The sequence below is a fragment of the Wolbachia endosymbiont (group B) of Aricia artaxerxes genome, from assembly GCF_964026975.1.
In the GTDB taxonomy this organism is placed as follows: Bacteria; Pseudomonadota; Alphaproteobacteria; order Rickettsiales; family Anaplasmataceae; genus Wolbachia.
In genome coordinates this window covers 110055-126302 of the sequence record NZ_OZ034718.1, presented here as the reverse complement: position 1 = coordinate 126302, position 16248 = coordinate 110055, and the positions used below count along the sequence as shown (strand labels likewise).

Genomic DNA, 16248 nt, shown 5'->3' with positions numbered 1-16248 from the left:
CACGCCTCTAGAGTTTACTAAACTTTGATTGTGAGTTAGGTGTGAAGCTAAAAATTGGTATTTACGATTAACTCACAGCAAACTAAACGATGGCAACCTGGTCACCCTCTAATTTTTCCTTATTGATTCGTAGCAGGTTCTTTGCTATGGTTATGAAAAGAAACCTCATCAGTATACTTTGATAGGTGAGTATTATATATGATAATATTGATAACAAATGATGATGGTTTTGAGAGTGAAGGAATAAGATTACTTAAAGAAATTGCACACAATTTTGCATCGGAAGTATGGATAGTAGCACCAGATACTGATAGGAGTGGAGCTGCAAGGTCTCTTGACTATCCAGTAAAGCAATTTATTAAAATAAGTCAACATAGTGAAAGGGAGTTTAGTGTGTCTGGTACTCCCGCAGATTGTGTCATTATCGCGTTAAATAAAATTATGAATAAAAAACCAGACTTAATATTATCTGGAGTAAATATTGGATCAAATGTCGGCGATGATATTTGTTATTCAGGCACAATCGGTGCTGCAATGGAAGGTGCTGCAAGATCTATACCTTCTATTGCGCTGAGCCAAGTTTATCATGATAAAATAGACTGGAACAATACAAAGATTTTTGCACCAAAGGTTATTGCCAAGCTAATGAAAGTTGGTTGGCCTAAAGATATAGTGATGAGTATAAATTTTCCTGCTACAGAAAAAGTGAAAGGGGTCGAATTTGCTGAACAAGGTGAATATAACATTGATGGTGATTTAACTTTTACTGAAAACTTAAATGGTTCTTTGAGCTTAAATTGGTCTCGGGAACACTCAGGCAGTGGTAGTGTAGATAAAATAAAAGGAGGTTTTATTACTATTACACCGATAAAATTAGATTTTACAGATTATGATATATTAAATGCTATGAAAAATTCTTGTGCAGAGGAATTTTCTTCTATAGCTAACACTCCTATTGCTTCTGATTAGATATTTTCTACGGTTTTATCGCGAGCAATCATTTTTTCTTCACCCGTGTCCATATTTTTAATTTTTAAAGTTTTACTGCTTAGCTCTTCATCACCAAAGATTAATACAACTTTTGCATTTGCTTGATTTGCTTTTTTCATTCGGGTTTTTAGAGTTCCACTATATTCGTAAATCACATATAAACCATTTCTGCGTAATTCACTTGCAAGTGTTAGAGCATGTTCTTCAGCTTCTCCACCGATTGGAATTATATAAATAGGCCTCTCTTTTTTTTCAGCATAGTTGATTAATTCCATTATACGCTCAATCCCCCCTGCAAATCCTATTGCTGGAGTGTGTTTTCCACCTACTGAAGATACTAGATTATCGTATCTTCCACCGGCAAAAACTGCTCCTTGTGCACCTAAATCTTCTGTGACAAATTCAAATACTGTGTGACAATAATAGTCTAGACCTCGAACTAATTTGCTATTTACAGTGTAAGGTATGCCAAGAGCTTGCAGTCCATTTAACACCTGGTCAAAGAAATATGAAGATTCTTTTGTATAATAATCACTGATTTTTGGTGCGTCAGAGATTATTTCTTTATCTGTCTTATCCTTAGAGTCTAATATTCTGAGTGGGTTTTTAATCAATCTATTTTGACTATCTTCTGATAGGTCATTTTGAAACTTTTTTAAATACGATATCAAAGCTTCTCTATACTGAGTTATTGTTTCACTATCACCCAGAGAGTTGATTTCCAGCTTTACATTTTTATTGATGCCAAATTCAGTTAGTAAGTGCTGAGCGAGTGATATCAATTCAATATCAGCTTTTGGATCTTCTATGCCAAAAACCTCAAAATTTATCTGATGAAATTGCCTTTGTCTTCCCTTTTGCGGTCTTTCATAGCGAAATGCAGGCCCTATTGAAAATAATTTTATCGGCGCTTGTAGTTTTTTTTCAATGAGTAACCTAACAATAGCTGCAGTGAACTCAGGACGCAGAGTTATGCTCTTTCCCCCTTTATCAATAAAAGTATACATCTCTTTAGTGATAATATCTGAGCTATCACCTAAAGTCTTTGTAAAGACTTCTGTGTATTCAAATATCGGAGTTTGAACAGGTAAAAAGCCGTATAAACTTGAGATTCTGCTTGCTGTTTGCTCTATGTGTTTAAACTTGTACCATTCATCAAACAGGAGATCTTTTGTTCCTCTAACTGTTTGATTAGTCATAGCATAGTCTCTATACCTGAAACTTCTGGTATGTGATAGCTTAGCATATTCTGCACTCCTTGTTTTAAGGTAATTGCAGCACTTGGGCACCCAGAGCAAGCTCCTTGCAGTTCAACGTAAACTATTCCGTCTTTATAGCCACGGAACTTGATATCACCACCATCTTGAGCAACTGCAGGTTTAATATAACTTTCCATCAATTCTTTTATTCTATTTACAATTTCTATATCATTTTCATTAAAGAATTCTTCCTCTAGCATTTTATTATCACTTACTCCTTCTTTATCAAATGCTTTTCCACCAGAAGTAAAGTGATCCATAATTGTAGTTAAAATTTCCACCTTTACTATATCCCAATTCATTCTATCTGATTTTGTTACCGAAATAAAATCATGACCAAAAAATACTCTTACAACATGTTCTATTTGAAAAAGATTTACTGCTAGTTTGGAGTTCTTTATTTCATCTGCATTTGAAAAATCAGCTGTTTCTCCTTCGCTCAGAATTTCAAAACCAGGAAGAAATTTCAGCGTGTTTGGGTTTGGTGTTTCTTCAATCTGGATAAACATGTTATTTACCATGACAATTATAATTGTTACTATTTAATCATAAAATGATAAAAAAATATACATGTCATTCATCTTCTTCCTTTTTTTGATATTCACAATAATCACGTTTGTTTTACCTAGCGTTGTTGTATTTTTTCTCTTTTTGGCAAAGAGAAATAACATAAGTTTTATGATGCACTCTATATTAAGTAAGTTTTTGAACGAATTTAACAGCAGTAAAAGTTACACCAAAAATTACACTGGTGATAATATGTCCAAAGATGAAGCATTAAAAATACTGGGGCTGAATTCCGAGGCAAGCCAAAATGAAATCAATAAGGCATACCAAAATTTAATGAAACTGGTCCATCCAGACAAGGGAGGCTCGGAATATTTTGCACAAAAGTTAAACGCAGCACGTGATAGGTTGATGAAGACCTAATTTTAACTATTGTTTTCTCTGTAAATTTTGCTTGTACATATTAAGTTGCATGATATAAAACCGGAAACATTATTCTTTAGGAGGTATTTGATGAAAAAACTTGAGAGATTGAGAAAGAATTTATTTGCGGCTATAGATGAGCTTAATATTAATAAAGTTAAAAGATATGTTAAAAAGGCAAGATATATAAATAAAGAAAAAGAGATTATTAATGGTAAAAAAGATGGTATGGCACCTATACATCTTGCTGTTTATAGAGGTAGCTTAGAGATAGTGCGGTTTTTGCTTAAAAATAATGCTAATATTAATGCTGTTAGTGATGGATGTCTTGTTCCTTACTCGTACGTTACTGCCATGAATAGAAAAGCAGAAATAAAAGAAATGATATATCATTGTACTAGTAGTACCACTTCCCAAGTAATGCAAGGTTTTACAGCTTTACACTTAGCCTTTTTTTATTGTCGATTAGATATCGCGAATCTTCTGCTCAATAATAACACTATTAATATTAAAAATGCAAATGGCAAAACGGCATTTGAGGTTATCCCTGGTTATGAAAATCTTTGCAGTGATGGCTGTGACATAGAAAAAATATTCTTAGCTGTGTTAAGATTTCATAAAAATAATTGTACAGAACTATTACTTTCTGCTAGAATAAATACTAAATTAGAGTTAGAAGCTGGTGATACTCCAGATGCAGCAAGTAGTATAGCAAACCCTTTCTCAACCTCCACCAGGGCAAATACTAAGATAGGATTGGAAGCTGGTGATACTCCAAATCCTGCACCAAGCAGTGCAGTAAAACCTTTTTCTTTTATTAATAGTATATTTAGTTGGGTAACCACTGCCACACTCAATGGCTTATTCAGCAGTGCTCCTACTTTACTTCCTGCACAGCAATTTGTTGATCACTTAGCTGGTAGCCCAATTGGTTCTTCACAAGTTGATTTTAATGCAACAGCTCTACTAGTTGATGTAGTGGTCAAAAAGTTCACAGGGAAAAAGTATTCAAGACTACTGGACAATCCACCTCTGACAAAACTTGATATTATAGAAAAAAAACTCGAGACGGCAATTAGTAGTTGTGAAAAACTTTATCAATGTCCTGAAAGTTCATTAAGCAATTTAACGATATCTAAAAGTATGCATCAAAAGTCCCTTCAAATCAGTTAAAATAAGCTCTCTAATTCGAGTGCTTATTTACAAAACTTATCCCTTATTTCCTCTTCTAAAGCAGATTGCTTATTATCAAGTAATAAAAATTATGAATTAGGGGCTTAAAATATTTTGCAAAAAAGTTACGTGATAGATTGCTGAAGACCTAATTTTTAACTATTGAAATTTTTCTCTGTAAATTTTGCTTGTATATATCAAATTGTGTGATACAAAATCGGGAACGTTGTCTTTTAGGAGATATTTGATGCAAGGGATGCAAAAACGGATAAAAACTGAGAACTTTGTAAATGAGTTATTTATTGCCATAAAAGAGCATAGTCTTCTAAAAGCTAACATATGTATCAGAAGTGCAGTGTACATGAACCTAAGAAAGCAGATTTTTATTTGTGAAAAATACGGTATGAAACCTATAAGTTTTGCTGTGAAAGAAAATAGCTTAAAGATATTGAGGTTTTTGGTTAATAACGGCGCCAATGTTAATGCTGCTAGTAGTGAAAGCTTGAGAGTTGCATTGCACGTTGCTGCTGAATATGGCAGAGAAGATGCAGGACAGCTTCTACTTAGTCGTTATGCTAAGATCAATTTGCAAGATATAACGGGTAAGGTGCCTTTGCACTTAGCGTCTTTCCATTGCCAAGTGGCAATGGTGGAACTTCTTATCAAGCATGATGCTAATATTTATATAAGAGATGCGGGTGGTAGAATACCACTAGATGTTGTTGGAGATGATCCAAAATCTATATGTACTAGTAATACAAGGCAAAAAATAATATCTACATTAAAATGTGCTGATAAAGAAGTTAATTGTCAGACATTAGCTTCTAGAGCAAATCCTAAGGTAATAGAAGCTAGGAATTACTTTAGCTATCATGATAATAGTACAAATGCGTTAAGCAGCGCAGTAAAACCTTCTTCTTTTATTAATAGTATGTTTAGTTATGTGAGAACTTCAATTACTGCTGTACTCAGTAGCCTATTTCAAAGTACCCCTGCTTTACCTCCTGCACAGCAATCTATTGCACATTCAACTGGAAGCTCAATTGGTTCTTCACAAGTTGATTGTAATGGAATAATTCTGCTAACTGCTGTAGCAATAAGTAAGTTCACAGGGAAAAGATATTCAATGCCACTGGATGATTCACTTTTAACGATAAGACAGGTTAAAGAAAGAAAACTTAATTCTCTAGAAAGAGATGTCAAGATGGCACTTAGCAAGTGTGACAAGCTTCATCAGCATCCTGAAAGCTCACTGAGCAACTTCACAATATCTAAAGGCGTGCATCATCAAAAGCACCTCTAAATCAGTTAAACTAAGCACTCTAATTCGAGTGCTTATTTACAAAACTTATCCCTTATTTCCTTTTCTAAAGCAGATTGCTTCTTATTAAGAGCAAAAAAATTTGAATAATGAAGCTCAGCATATTTTGTACAAAAGTTAACGTGGTAGGTTGCTGAAGACCTAATTTTTAACTATTGAAATTTTTCTCTGTAAATTTTGCTTGCACATATTAAGTTGCATGATATAAACCCGGGAGATTCTCTTTTAGGAGGTATTTGATGGAAAAACAAAAAATAATTGAGATTTTAGGAAGAAAATTAGTTTCTGCTATAAGCAGAGGTGATTTTCAGAAAGTTAAAGAATGTATTAAAGAGATAGAGTATGAACAAATAAAAAATGAAGTTTTGAATTATGAAAGATACTATATGAAACCTATACATCATGCTACTCTCTTGGGTAATTTAAAGATATTAGAGTTTTTATGTAACAGCGGTGCTGATGTTAATACTACTATTAGTAATCGATATTTGAGTACTCCCTTGCACATTGCTGCTAGACATGATAAACTAGAAATAGCAAAGTTTTTACTTGATCGTGATGCTAACATCAATGCTACAAATTATAAAGGCTTTACACCTCTGTACTTAGCATCTGACCACTGTCATTTAAATATGGTAAAACTCCTACTCTGCAAGGGTGCTGATGCTAGTATTCAAAGTCAGTATGGCAAAACAGCATTAGATGTTGTTGGAAATGCTAGAAAAGATGAATGTAGTAGTAGTGAAATTCAAAAAATAGAATCTGTATTGAGCAGTTCTACTGAAGCTGACTGTGAAGCAAAATTAACTTCTATAAAAGCAGGTATTAAAGACGCTAACGACAGCACAGATTTTGTAAGTAGTGCAGCGAGTCTTCAATTATCCCCTACCAAAGCAATTAAGATAGAATTGGAAGTTAGTAATACCAAAAACTTGGCAAGTAGCACAGTGAACTCTTCCTCCACTCCTACCAGAGCAGATTTTAAAGAAGCTAGCAGCATCACAAGCGGTGCAGTAAAACCTTCTTCTTCTATTAATAGTATATTTAGTTGGGTAACCACTGCCACACTCAGCAACTTATTCAGCAGTGCTCCTGCTTTACCTCCTGCACAGCAATCTGTTGACCACTTAGATCGTAGCCCAATTAGTTCTTCACAAGTTGATTGTAATGGAATAATTCTGCTAACTTCTGCAGCAATAAGTAAGTTCACAGGAAAAAAATATTCAAGGACACTGGACAATTCACTTCTCACAATAGAAGAAATTAGAGAAAGAAATCTTAACACTATAGAAAAAAACTTCGAGACAGCACTTAGTAAGTGTAAAAAACTTTATCAATGTCCTGAAGTTCATTAAGCAATTTAACGATATCTAAAGGTATACATCAAAAGTCCCTTTTAATCAGTTAAAATAAGCACTCAAGCTTGAGTGCTTATTTTCGTATAATCCTCTTTAAGTTAAAGCTCTTATATGTTGAGAATAAGCTGCTAAGCAATTTAAGCAAACTAAGGAGGCTTATGGTGTTTTGTACAAAAACTAAATGTAGCACGTGATCAAATAACAATCTCTTACGTTGTAAATTTTTTTTAATTTTACATATAAATTTCACTAGCATATGCCCAAATTATGTGGTATGAGGGCAAAAATTTTATCCTTTAGGAGGGTTATGGTTACAAAAACAGAAGTTGAAAAATGGAGAGATGGGTTACGTTCTGCAGTAAAGGAACGTGATTTTCAAAAAGCTGAGGAGTATATTAGAGAAGGAAAGACACATACTACTAATGTTATTAACTCTAAAGATAGAAATGGTAACTCACCTTTATCGATTGCTGTTAGTAAACAAGATTTAGAAATGATGAGGTTTTTAATTGAGAATGGTGCAGATGTTAATATTGAGGACTTTTTTCGTGTGCCTCCTATATACTATGCTGTTACAAAGGGCACCAAAAAAATGATAGAGCTTCTAATCGATAAAAAGGCTAGCATTAGTGGTTATTTTTCATATGCTGGTGAAAAACGTACTCTTATAGGCTGGGCTATAGATAAAAATAGTTCGGAAAAAGTAGAGGTCCTACTTAAACATGGTGCTAGTCCAGATGGCAAATTTGATTTTAATGATTCTTCACAAGATTCGTGTCTACATATTGCCATTCAGAAAGATTACCAAAAAATAGTAGAGCTTCTTATTGAATATCATGCTGACGTCAATGTTCAAAACAGACGGGGGCACACACCTATATATTTGGCTATTAGTTTAAAACGTCCAAAAATAATGAAGCTGTTATACGATAGTGGTGCTGATATTGATAATGTTAAGGATATAAGGAACGAGACACCATCAGATTATGTTAAGTTATTTTATCCCGGTAAAACGATAAAAGAGATTGTTGCAGAAGCAGAGAGTGCCAATGTAAACCCAGGTGATACTACTCTTGCACCAAGTAGTGCAGTAAGACCTTCTTCTTTTATTAATAGTGTATTTAGTTGGATGGGAACTTCAACAACTGCTGCACTCAGTAGCTTATTTCAGAGTGCCCCTGCTTTACCTCCTGCACAGCAATCTATTGCACATTCAACTGGAAGCTCAATTGGTTCTTCACAAGTTGATTGTAATGGAGCAATTCTGCTAACTGCTATAGCAATCAGTAAATTCACAGGGGAAAGATATTCAATGCCACTGGATAATTCGCTTTTGACATTGGAGCAAATTAAAGAAAGAAAGGTTAGTGCTATAGAAAGAAATGTCAAGATGGCACTTAGTAATTGTGAAAAACTTTATCAATGTCCTCGAAGTTCATTAAGCAATTCAACAATATCTAAAGGTGTATGTCATCAAAAGTCCCTTTAAAACAAGCACTCAAATTTGAGTGCTTGTTTTTGTGAAATCTACTCTTTAAACTTAAACTTTTTATTGTTTATTAGCGTTAAATTGTTACAATACAATGAGTTAAGATGACAAAGCTTTAAGTTATGGAAGATGATAGCAAAAAAGAAATAATAGAAGAAAAAGGTATATTAGGTTGGATAGAATATAGACTGCCTATATTTTCTTTTCTAAAACATATTGCTTCTTATCAAGTACCAAAAAATTTAAATTATGCTTGGAATTTTGGTTCTTTGGCTGGTATAGCGCTGATTTTACAAATAATAACAGGTATATTTCTTGCTATGCACTATACTCCGCATGTTGATTACGCGTTTAATAGCGTGGAGCGTATAATGCGTGACGTAAGTTACGGATGGTTAATGCGCTATACTCATGCTGTTGGGGCGTCACTCTTCTTTATGGTGGTCTATGTTCATATCATGCGTGGATTATATTACGGATCTTATAAGAGACCGCGAGAAATGGTATGGTTTATTGGCATATTTATATTTTTTGCAATGATGGCAACTGCCTTTATGGGATATGTTCTTCCATGGGGACAAATGAGTTTTTGGGGTGCAACAGTTATAACTACTTTATTCTCGGCTATACCTTTAATTGGTGATAAAATAGTTATATGGCTATGGGGAAGTTTCTCTGTTGATAATCCAACGCTCAATCGTTTTTTTGCGCTGCATTATCTTATGCCTTTCATTATTATCGCTTTAGCTATGTTGCATGTTGTTGCTCTGCATAGGTTTGGCTCTAATAATCCAAGTGGAATAGAAGTCAGGTCAGATAAGGATACCATTCCTTTTTACCCTTACTATATAGCAAAGGACTGCATAACTTTTGGTTTATTTTTTATAATTTTATTTGCATTTGTTTTTTATGCCCCTAATTATCTTGGGCATCCTGATAATTATATAGAGGCTGATCCTATGGTAACTCCAGTACATATAGTGCCAGAGTGGTATTTCTTACCTTTTTATGCGATGCTGCGTTCAATTCCAAATAAACTTATTGGTGTACTTACCATGTTTGGATCTATTTTAGTGTGGTTTCTTTTGCCTTGGCTTGATAAATCAAAGGTTAAAAGTGGTGCTTATCGCCCATTATTTAAGAAATTTTTTTGGGTTTTTGCAATAAATTTTGCATTTCTTGCCTGGCTTGGGGGACAAGAAATTAAGGAGCCTTACATTACTTTAAGTAGGCTCTCAACTCTTTATTATTTTTCATATTTTGTGATAATTTTACCTTTACTTAGTAAGTATGAGAAACCAAAAAAATTACCAAAAACAATAAGCGATTCCGTGCCGGAGATGAAGTGATGCTATTGGTTAAAGTTGCTGTGTTTTGTGTATTATTTTTCGCTAATTCTTTGTCTGCAGAGGAGTTTAAACCTTTACCAAATAAGAAAATCGACTGGAGTTTTGATGGAATTACTGGATCTTTCGATAGAGAGTCAATTCAGCGTGGCTATAAAGTATACAAGGAAGTCTGTGCTGCTTGCCATTCAATGAATAGAATAGCGTTTCGTAATTTGCAAGATGTTGGTTTTTCTGAAGAGGATGTAAAACAAATTGCAGCCTCTTACCAAGTTAAAGATGGTCCGAATGATTTGGGTGAAATGTTTGATAGGCCGGGAGTGTCTTCGGATTATTTTATTGCACCTTTTGATACAAAAGAAGCAGCTGCAGCAAGCAACAATGGAGCAATTCCACCGGACTTATCATTAATTGTCAAAGCAAGACATGATGGTGCAAATTATGTCTATTCACTACTAATTGGTTATCAAAACGGTGAACATGATGAGAACGGTTTATATTTTAATCCATATTTTTCAACAGGCAGGTTAGCTATGGCACCACCACTCTCTGAAGGAATGGTAGAATATGATGGTACAAGGCAAGCCACAGTTGAAAATATGGCATATGATGTGGTAAATTTCTTACAATGGGCAGCAGAGCCAGAACTGGAGCGCCGACATAAACTTGGGCTAAAAGTAGTGACATATTTTATAATTTTGACGGTGTTTTTTGTATTAACCAACAACAGGATTTGGAGCAGGCTCTATAAAAAGAAAAAATAGAGTTTTTTATGTTCATTCTTTCATACCTTATTTACACTAGCAAATGTATTGTATAGTAATAAATACATTATGAAAATATAAAGGTATGGAATTTCAAATAGTTACACATTTTCAGCCAGCTGGAGATCAACCACAGGCAATAGACAACTTAGTTGCAGGGTTAAATAGTAATAAAAGAGATCAGGTTTTACTTGGAGTAACTGGCTCTGGAAAAACTTTTACTATGGCAAATGTTATTGCAAGAACAAACAGGCCTGCGTTAATTATGGCACATAATAAAACTTTAGCGGCGCAGCTTTACGAGGAGATGAGAGGATTTTTTCCTCACAATGCTGTTGGATACTTCATTTCTTATTATGATTATTATCAGCCTGAGGCTTATTCACCACAAACAGACACTTATATTGAAAAAGACTCTTTAATAAATGAAAGAATTGATATGCTACGCTATTCTGCTATATGCTCTCTTTTGGAGCGTAGGGACACGATTGTAGTTGCGAGTGTTTCTTGTATATATGGTCTTGGTTCGCCTGAGAGCTATCTCAGCATGACCTTGACTTTAAGTGCTGGAGATAAGATTCATGTTAATGACTTTCTGAATAATTTAGTTAATCTCCAATATAAACGTTCTGATGTCAGATTTGAGCGAGGATATTTCAGAGTGCGCGGCGATATTATTGATATATTTCCTGCCTATTATGAAAATAAAGCTTGGCGTTTATCATTGTTTGGTGATGAAATAGAGGAAATTTCTGAGATTGATGCCATGAACGGCAATATTATCAGACGCATAGATACAGTCACCATTTTTCCAAATAGCTATTACACTACATCACGTGAGACTCTTTTGCAAGCAGTTCAATTGATTAAAAAAGAACTACATGAACGCCTGGATTATTACTATTCACAGAACAAAATTGTTGAAGCAAAACGCCTTGAGCAGCGTACTAATTTTGATATTGAAATGATGATGGCAACGGGAGTGTGTAAAGGTATTGAAAATTATTCGCGTTATCTTTACGGAATGAAAGCCGGAGATCCACCGCCTACATTGTTTGAGTATTTACCTAAAGATGTAATTTTATTTGTTGATGAAAGCCATGTAACCGTTCCCCAGATAGGTGCAATGTATAGCGGTAATGAAGCACGTAAAAAGAAATTGATAGATTATGGTTTTAGGCTACCTTCTGCTTTTGATAACCGTCCATTAAAATTGGAAGAGTGGGAGGCAATACGGCCACAGACTATTTACGTTTCGGCTACTCCAGGAAAATATGAATTAGAAAAGACTAATCACGCATTTATAGAGCAAGTTATCCGCCCAACAGGACTGACAGATCCCATCTGCACCATAAAACCAACAGAGAGTCAGGTTGATGATGTGATTCACGAGGCGCAAGTAACAATAAAAAAAGGATTTTGTATTCTAATTACCACATTGACAAAAAAAATGGCTGAAAAGCTAGCTGAGCATATGAGTGAGCTCAGTATGAAAGTAACTTACCTACATTCAGATATTGGTGCACTGGAAAGAATTGAAATTATATGCAAATTAAGATCTAAAGAAATAGATGTTCTTGTTGGCGTTAACTTGTTGCGGGAAGGTCTTGATATTCCCGAGTGTGGATTGGTTGCAATTTTAGATGCTGACAAAGAAGGGTTTTTACGATCAGAGACTTCGCTCATTCAAACGATAGGTCGTGCTGCACGAAATGTTGAAGGCAGAGTAATTTTATATGCAGACAAAATTACTAATTCTATGGATCGTGCACTGAAAGAAACTGAAAGGAGAAGAAAGAAACAGACAGAGCATAATACACTGCATAATATTGTACCAAAAACTATAATAAAGCCTATATCAAATACTTTACAGGAAAAAGTGGTAGTTGAGAATTTTAGCAAGGATGATCTAAATAGTTTGAAAAAGCAAATGTTGAAGCATGCTGAAAATTTAGAGTTTGAAGAGGCGGCGAAAATAAAAGGTATTATTGAAAAATTTAATAACAGACCCGTTACATAACTAGAAAAAAAGATAAATAATTAATAGTTAAGCTGACTTTGATTTACCAAGGATTTGAAAAACTATTATCTAAGAACATATCTTGAAAGGACTTAAGTGGTTAAATATTAAAGAGTTCTTGAAGTAAGGAGAGCACACTCATACGTCAAGCAAACAACGTTTACCTAAAATTCTGTGACATTAGCAGCTTCCTTGGCCCGGTTTCAGTAAACAGTGATTTTGTAATTCTTCTATATATTAGAAAAATTTTTATTTTAATTAGCCATAGGCGCCTATTGTTTTTTAGCTAAAGTAAAGGTCAAGTATCTGGAATTCTGGACATAAAATCCCCCTGTGTAAAAAAGATTAGAAAAAAGTGCAGCGCACATACGACAGAGATTAAGCATATGTGTATGCGCTGAAGAAGATACGCTACATTTTTTACTTAGTTTGATTATTTAATAGAAAAGTCTGCAGACAAAGATAGATTTTGAGCTCTTAAAATATCTCTAACTGTGATTATAATCAGATTTAAAATATATGGAAGCAATTTTTTACGTTAATATTTTAAATTAGGCCTCTTGCATAACTATATTAAACTCCCTCATTATATATTTTATTGCATTAATAATTGTTATCGCCCCTTGTGCAACATTTGGCCTTGTCACTTATATCACTTAGATACAACTCACCTTCCTATTTTTTGCATCTTATTCTTTTCTTTTTTCCCTTTCAAGACAGGTTCTGAGTGGCAAAACATAGGTCCACTTTAATGTGTATTAAACAAGATTTTATAACTCTAATTGTCTTTGCTTGTGCTGTTCAACTGTGACATCAACCATTACATTCAATGGAAGATGATCTGAAGGGTATCTCTCTTGTTGGAATTATATCATCTTTACCCAGGCCTTTCACCCTACGCTGTATACTCCTTTATAACAGGGGATAAAAAGCAAAAATCTATTCTTTTTTTGAGATCATATACAGATTCTAACAATTAAAATCTCACAACAAATTTGTTGTTTCATAGCTTTTATATAATCTATAATTGCAACTGTTTTAACATTAATCAGAGACTAAAAGAGGCTTGTTATTAATGGATTACTTATAAAATCTTATGGAAAGTAGAGCTTGGTTCATTTGGCTGATCAGCAACTTAATTGTTATATTCAGCAATATGCAGATAATCTACACCTTTATAAGTGTGAATCTTGAAAAAGAACTTGGGCTCACGATTGCGCAAGTTGCACTAGCTAATTCAGCATATACTTGGACTTTTGCTATCTCACAATTTTTTAGTGGGGCAATGTTTAATGTTTTTTCCAGCAAAAAAATTTATTTTTTCTCGTTGTCAATCATGCTCTTTGGTTTTTTTGTCCTTATCAAGAGTGACAATTTTGCCCATTTAATTTTATCTCAATTTTTGATCGCAATTGGAGCATCGTTTGGTTTTGTTGGCGCTGCTCATGTAAGTAGCACATATTTTCCCCTTACTCAATTTGGACTGATGTTCTCACTAGTGCAGACAATTTCAAGTCTTTCTGCTTTGATGATTCAAATGTGCTTCTCTAGCTTGCTTGCCGAAGGTGCAGATTGGAAAAATCTTATTGTATGCGTAATATTATTTGGCGTATCGATATTCGTACTTATGTTTTTTTATCCGAAAGGACTTTCAAAAAAAAATTTGGGGGAATACACAATAAAGAGCTCTATAAAAACAGTAATATGTTCTGTACTAACAGTGCTAAAATTAAGAGATATCTGGATAACCTCAATAGTGGGTGCTATTACTTTTGGAACATTTTTAGCGCTTAATATGCTGTGGGCACCAAGGTTACTAAGCAACTTAGAACTCAATACAATGGAGTTAGGTGTGGCAACTGCAATATTGTGGCTTGGTCTTGCAGTTGGTGCTCCAATTGCAGATCTAATCTCAAATCTATTTAAAAATAGAAGGCACGTAATCTCTGCTTTTGCCACATTGCAAAGTATTTCAGCTATTATTTTACTATGCGGTAATTTAACAGTTCATATTATATACTTTTGTATGTTAATGTTTGGTTTTTTTGCAGGAGGACATATGCTTAATTTTACTGTTGGTAGTGAGATTGTTGAGCAGAAGTATATTAGCACATCATCATCCATTATCAATGGATTTATGTTTGTTATGAGTGGAATTTTAGTGTCAATTTTAGCACTTTTTTCAGATCATCAAATGGCGCTTTTCACAATATTTGCAATGTTAACATTTGCTAGTATTTTTAATTATGCTACAAAAGAAACATACTATAAAAATATAGTAGCTGAATCTTGAGTCGATTGTTATATTATATTAACATACTGTAATAAATTATGACAACAAAAGACACAACAGTAACTAAGGCAACAATAGCTGAATGTATAAACCAGGAAATTGGATTATCGAAAGAAGACTCTATTGCAATAATAGATGACATATTGGATGAGATAAAAACGAGCTTAGCAAAGGATGGAATAGTAAAAATATCTTCATTTGGAACATTTTTGGTTAAAAACAAGAAAGAAAGACCAGGAAATATACCAAAGACATCGGAAAGGGTAGTAATTAAAGCGAGAAAATCAATTTCTTTTAGACCTTCAAAAATGATGAAGAAATTAATAAACAACCGATGAATAAGGAAAAATTATTTTACACAATTGGAGAAGTAGCTGAAGAACTACATTTGGAGCAGCATGTTTTAAGATTCTGGGAAAGTCAATTCCATCAAATTAAACCCATAAAACGGAAGGGAAGAAGACTATATGATCATAAGTGTATAGAGGCAATAAAGAAAATAAAATATATGCTATATGACAAAGGATATACAATAAAAGGAGTACAAAAGGAATTTGGTAACGATGTAAGAATTGATCATTATTCAAGAAATTTGTTGAAAGAACTTACCGATTTAAGAGACTATTTGACTGATAAAATAAATGAAGAAAGTAATAAATAGACGAAAAACACTATAAAGTTTTGTGAAAGTTGATATATCTAGAGATAAGTGTATGTGTCGTATAGCCTTGTTCTTTATATTATCAGCAATACTGATAAGCTGTGGCCTGCAAAAACCTGCACCTGTACTACTTAAAGGCGAAGAATTTTATGGGAAAAGAGACCTAGAGTACACAAGGGAGTATCATTTGATTAAAGAAAATGTTGATTCTTCGCTGCGAAAAGAAAGTAGAAAAGCCTTTGTAGATAAGGTATATAACAATAATGCACAAAGCATGTGTAAATTTGTAATACCGGTTAAAGGTGCAGTTACCTCTTCTGATAAAATATGTCAAGATGGCATAAAAATTACTGCTCAAAGTGGAACAAAGGTTATTGCTTCTGCACCTGGCAAAGTAATATACGTAGGCAAAGGCCTGAGGTGGTACGGAAATTTAATTATAGTGGAACATAAAGATAATTACATGACTATGTACTCCTATTTAAAAAACATACAAGTTGAAATTGGTGATAAAGTAAAACAAGGTCAAGTAATTGGATCTGCAGGTAAATCAAGCACACAAGATAAAGATCCGCAGATGTGTTTCACAATAAGACATAATGGTCAAGCAGTCGATCCTTTAGTACATATAAACTGTGATTGAA

At 33.9% G+C, this 16248-nt stretch carries 15 protein-coding genes; 13 read left to right on the top strand and 2 right to left on the bottom strand.

What is annotated here, in order from left to right:
* Positions 1-198: 198 nt before the first annotated feature.
* The gene (gene surE, locus AAGE00_RS00550; protein ID WP_213863802.1) at positions 199-969 is read left to right on the top strand and encodes a 5'/3'-nucleotidase SurE; all 771 of its coding nucleotides are present in this window, start codon (positions 199-201) and stop codon (positions 967-969) included.
* Here surE and hisS read toward each other — a convergent pair.
* Together hisS and AAGE00_RS00540 are read right to left on the bottom strand one after the other, a co-directional pair.
* Entirely contained in the window at positions 966-2189 is a 1224-nt protein-coding gene (gene hisS, locus AAGE00_RS00545; RefSeq protein ID WP_007302144.1) for a histidine--tRNA ligase, read from the bottom strand. The genes surE and hisS overlap by 4 nt on opposite strands.
* Positions 2186-2758, bottom strand: a complete 573-nt coding sequence (locus tag AAGE00_RS00540) for a NifU family protein (protein ID WP_006015115.1) — start codon at positions 2756-2758, stop codon at positions 2186-2188. The genes hisS and AAGE00_RS00540 overlap by 4 nt, the downstream gene beginning before the upstream one ends.
* 169 nt (positions 2759-2927) lie before the next feature.
* Between AAGE00_RS00540 and AAGE00_RS00535 the strand changes: the two genes are divergently transcribed.
* The 12 genes from AAGE00_RS00535 to AAGE00_RS00480 all read left to right on the top strand — a co-directional run bounded on the left by AAGE00_RS00535 (position 2928) and on the right by AAGE00_RS00480 (position 16247).
* Complete coding sequence (locus AAGE00_RS00535; protein WP_230440382.1) at positions 2928-3179, top strand: J domain-containing protein; 252 nt, start codon at positions 2928-2930, stop codon at positions 3177-3179.
* 90 nt (positions 3180-3269) lie between these two features.
* On the top strand, positions 3270-4352 hold the full coding sequence (locus AAGE00_RS00530; RefSeq protein WP_052264828.1) for an ankyrin repeat domain-containing protein: 1083 nt from the start codon (positions 3270-3272) through the stop codon (positions 4350-4352).
* A 247-nt stretch (positions 4353-4599) separates the two neighbouring features.
* Positions 4600-5655, top strand: a complete 1056-nt coding sequence (locus tag AAGE00_RS00525; RefSeq protein WP_213863803.1) for an ankyrin repeat domain-containing protein — start codon at positions 4600-4602, stop codon at positions 5653-5655.
* A gap of 257 nt (positions 5656-5912) precedes the next feature.
* Complete coding sequence (locus AAGE00_RS00520) at positions 5913-7028, top strand: ankyrin repeat domain-containing protein (RefSeq protein ID WP_213863804.1); 1116 nt, start codon at positions 5913-5915, stop codon at positions 7026-7028.
* A gap of 310 nt (positions 7029-7338) precedes the next feature.
* On the top strand, positions 7339-8520 hold the full coding sequence (locus AAGE00_RS00515; protein ID WP_213863805.1) for an ankyrin repeat domain-containing protein: 1182 nt from the start codon (positions 7339-7341) through the stop codon (positions 8518-8520).
* Between the two features lie 122 nt (positions 8521-8642).
* Positions 8643-9869, top strand: a complete 1227-nt coding sequence (locus AAGE00_RS00510) for a cytochrome b/b6 (RefSeq protein WP_341815274.1) — start codon at positions 8643-8645, stop codon at positions 9867-9869.
* Positions 9869-10630, top strand: coding sequence for a cytochrome c1 (locus tag AAGE00_RS00505; protein ID WP_341815273.1), 762 nt, complete (start codon positions 9869-9871; stop codon positions 10628-10630). The genes AAGE00_RS00510 and AAGE00_RS00505 overlap by 1 nt, the downstream gene beginning before the upstream one ends.
* A gap of 85 nt (positions 10631-10715) precedes the next feature.
* Positions 10716-12650 (top strand): excinuclease ABC subunit UvrB, encoded by a 1935-nt coding sequence (gene uvrB / locus AAGE00_RS00500; protein ID WP_052264709.1) that lies wholly within the window; start codon positions 10716-10718, stop codon positions 12648-12650.
* Between the two features lie 1096 nt (positions 12651-13746).
* Positions 13747-14943 carry an MFS transporter gene (locus AAGE00_RS00495; RefSeq protein WP_341815272.1) on the top strand — a complete coding sequence of 399 codons (1197 nt, stop codon included), beginning with the start codon at positions 13747-13749 and terminating at the stop codon, positions 14941-14943.
* A gap of 38 nt (positions 14944-14981) precedes the next feature.
* The gene (locus AAGE00_RS00490) at positions 14982-15281 is read left to right on the top strand and encodes an integration host factor subunit alpha (RefSeq protein WP_007302154.1); all 300 of its coding nucleotides are present in this window, start codon (positions 14982-14984) and stop codon (positions 15279-15281) included.
* The gene (locus AAGE00_RS00485) at positions 15278-15604 is read left to right on the top strand and encodes a MerR family transcriptional regulator (RefSeq protein ID WP_012481900.1); all 327 of its coding nucleotides are present in this window, start codon (positions 15278-15280) and stop codon (positions 15602-15604) included. Before AAGE00_RS00490 ends, AAGE00_RS00485 begins: the two co-directional genes overlap by 4 nt.
* A 52-nt stretch (positions 15605-15656) precedes the next feature.
* Entirely contained in the window at positions 15657-16247 is a 591-nt protein-coding gene (locus tag AAGE00_RS00480; protein ID WP_007302156.1) for a murein hydrolase activator EnvC family protein, read from the top strand.
* Position 16248: the final 1 nt, after the last annotated feature.

What these genes read in the sequence shown, in the direction of transcription:
- surE (WP_213863802.1), top strand. Translation starts at nt 199, where the DNA reads ATGATAATATTGATAACAAATGATGATGGTTTTGAGAGTGAAGGAATA.
- hisS (WP_007302144.1), bottom strand. Translation starts at nt 2,189, where the DNA reads ATGACTAATCAAACAGTTAGAGGAACAAAAGATCTCCTGTTTGATGAA.
- AAGE00_RS00540 (WP_006015115.1), bottom strand. Translation starts at nt 2,758, where the DNA reads ATGTTTATCCAGATTGAAGAAACACCAAACCCAAACACGCTGAAATTT.
- AAGE00_RS00535 (WP_230440382.1), top strand. Translation starts at nt 2,928, where the DNA reads ATGATGCACTCTATATTAAGTAAGTTTTTGAACGAATTTAACAGCAGT.
- AAGE00_RS00530 (WP_052264828.1), top strand. Translation starts at nt 3,270, where the DNA reads ATGAAAAAACTTGAGAGATTGAGAAAGAATTTATTTGCGGCTATAGAT.
- AAGE00_RS00525 (WP_213863803.1), top strand. Translation starts at nt 4,600, where the DNA reads ATGCAAGGGATGCAAAAACGGATAAAAACTGAGAACTTTGTAAATGAG.
- AAGE00_RS00520 (WP_213863804.1), top strand. Translation starts at nt 5,913, where the DNA reads ATGGAAAAACAAAAAATAATTGAGATTTTAGGAAGAAAATTAGTTTCT.
- AAGE00_RS00515 (WP_213863805.1), top strand. Translation starts at nt 7,339, where the DNA reads ATGGTTACAAAAACAGAAGTTGAAAAATGGAGAGATGGGTTACGTTCT.
- AAGE00_RS00510 (WP_341815274.1), top strand. Translation starts at nt 8,643, where the DNA reads ATGGAAGATGATAGCAAAAAAGAAATAATAGAAGAAAAAGGTATATTA.
- AAGE00_RS00505 (WP_341815273.1), top strand. Translation starts at nt 9,869, where the DNA reads ATGCTATTGGTTAAAGTTGCTGTGTTTTGTGTATTATTTTTCGCTAAT.
- uvrB (WP_052264709.1), top strand. Translation starts at nt 10,716, where the DNA reads ATGGAATTTCAAATAGTTACACATTTTCAGCCAGCTGGAGATCAACCA.
- AAGE00_RS00495 (WP_341815272.1), top strand. Translation starts at nt 13,747, where the DNA reads ATGGAAAGTAGAGCTTGGTTCATTTGGCTGATCAGCAACTTAATTGTT.
- AAGE00_RS00490 (WP_007302154.1), top strand. Translation starts at nt 14,982, where the DNA reads ATGACAACAAAAGACACAACAGTAACTAAGGCAACAATAGCTGAATGT.
- AAGE00_RS00485 (WP_012481900.1), top strand. Translation starts at nt 15,278, where the DNA reads ATGAATAAGGAAAAATTATTTTACACAATTGGAGAAGTAGCTGAAGAA.
- AAGE00_RS00480 (WP_007302156.1), top strand. Translation starts at nt 15,657, where the DNA reads ATGTGTCGTATAGCCTTGTTCTTTATATTATCAGCAATACTGATAAGC.